This window comes from Rhizobium sp. SEMIA 4085, assembly GCF_013004495.1.
Taxonomy (GTDB): Bacteria; Pseudomonadota; Alphaproteobacteria; order Rhizobiales; family Rhizobiaceae; genus Rhizobium; species Rhizobium gallicum.
Window position 1 is genome coordinate 1 of sequence record NZ_JABEPH010000609.1, and the last position, 1,977, is coordinate 1,977.

Sequence of the window (1,977 nt, forward strand, 5' to 3'; positions counted from 1 at the left end):
CGGTATGACGGCACGCGGCAAAGCGACGGAGGACTGGGTGCCTCTGCCCGTTCACGCCTGGCACCTCGAGAATTTCGTGCGACGCGAATTCGCGCCCGAAATCGAGGCCGGTGTTCTCGATCCGGACGGTCCGGAACTTGTGACGATACCCTCCATGTCGTTCCGCACAATGCTGCCGGAATCGGAGGAGCCGAGACCCTTTGTCAAAGTGCCGGTCGCCATCCGGATGACGAGCGCACAGCGCACCCTTCAGGGAAGGTGGATCCGCATGGGCCCGCGCCTCAGCACGCGGATTTCCGACATCCTGTCAAAGGAGGATGATCTTCGCGATGAGGTGGAAATCTTCACCGAAGAGTTGGGCGCTATTTTGCGTCATCCGGACACGGGCGACGAGCATCGTGGCCGTTTCCTGTCGGTCGTGTATCGCAACGTCGATGCCCTGGCACGCTGCGATGGTCTGCTACCCGTCACCGTTGCAGCGCTGCTGACGGCAAGCCCGCTGGACGACCGGCCGCTGATCTGTGAGCTCATCGCCAGAAACGGCACCGAGAGCGAGGCAACGGTCGCAGCCTTCTTCCGTGGCTATGCCCGCACCGTTGTTCGCCCGGCACTCACCATGTATCTTCTCTACGGGATTGCCTTCGAGGCGCATCAGCAGAACAGCATCATCCTGTTCGACAGTCACGGCCAGCCGCGGAAGCTGCTGATCCGCGACTTCGGCGACGGCCGCAGCTTCGCGCCGCTCTCTAAAGAGAGGGGCTATGTCAAGGGTGTTCTGTCGACGACCTTCGACGACGACATCAGGCCCGTGCGCTCTTACCTCATCTATGCGTGCTTTTTCTGCCATCTCCACGAAATCGCACTCTGCCTAACTGATCAATATTCAGTCCTCGGCGACAGCCTGTGGCGTGTCCTGCGGGAAGAGACCGAAAAAGTCTTCGAGGCGTTGCGGCCGCGCATGCTGTCGAATGAATTTTGGACTGAAGAGCGGCAGGCCTTTCTCGAACAGCCTTGGCCGGCCCATTCGGTCATGCGGACGCTCATGGAGCGCAATCGCGACTCCAGGGCCGAACACCAAATGCCTAATCCGTTGGCAGACGAGCTGCGATCAGCGCAGTCGCCGCGCTACGCGCCTTAAGCGCTTGTCGAGAAAGAAGGACAGTCCTATATCAGATTGTCTATGGCCATTGGAGCGCCGGCGCATAGGCATTAGCCGTCTCATCGTTTCGATGCAATGATCTGGCCGGCGTCGATGGACTTGTCTCGAAGAAGCCGCGGCCGGCCGAGCGTGCCTTTTTGCCACGGCGAGTTGGGCCGCAGAACCAACCAACTCTTGGCGCCGAGCCCGTCTTCCAAAGCCCCGAAAGTCGGCAAACTCGGTACCGCGATCAAACGTAAAGCTGCGGCGTGCAGAGGACGGCAAGGGCGAGAAGGCAGCAATGATCTTGTCCATGATCGGACGCGAGTGCCGACTGCGGTTCTTGATCATGACGGTGTAGCGGCTCACGCGTTCGACAAGCGACGTCACATTGTAATGGCCGAGTTTGCGATCGAAGATCAGCAGATCGCCTTCCCAATGCCCGAGCTGCGACCGATCATCAATAAAATCAGACCGTTGAGAGATCCGGTGTCGTCACGGGGCTTGCGGGATCCGCGAGGCCGGCGTCTACGTCGCCGTTCGGGCAGGTGTTCGTAGAGGCCGAGCGGATAATCCTCCTTGCAATAGATGAAGCGATAAATCGTTTCCGGGCAGATGCTGACTGGGCTGATCCCGTCGGCAAGCAAACAGCCGGCGATCTGTTCCGGCGACCAATGCGCCTTCAGTCGCTCGATCACCAGCTCGCGTAGCTCTGGATGGCGTGTGAGCTTGCGCAGCCGTCGACGCCGCTCCTTGCTGATGTCGTCGGCAATGGTCCCGAAGTAGCCGCTGTACTCGGGAAACTCGCGGTCGTGGAACGTGTTGCGCTTCAGTTCGCG

General features: G+C 60.2%; 1 protein-coding gene and 1 pseudogene. One reads left to right on the forward strand and one right to left on the reverse strand.

Annotation, left to right across the window (positions count from 1 at the left end; translation table 11 throughout):
- The coding region (locus C9413_RS31600; RefSeq protein ID WP_281408698.1) for an IucA/IucC family C-terminal-domain containing protein at positions 1–1,138 on the forward strand (1,138 nt) is incomplete at its 5' end.
- 111 nt (positions 1,139–1,249) lie between these two features.
- Here C9413_RS31600 and C9413_RS31605 read toward each other — a convergent pair.
- Positions 1,250–1,977 (reverse strand): annotated as a pseudogene (locus tag C9413_RS31605) (IS30 family transposase); the annotation flags it as partial.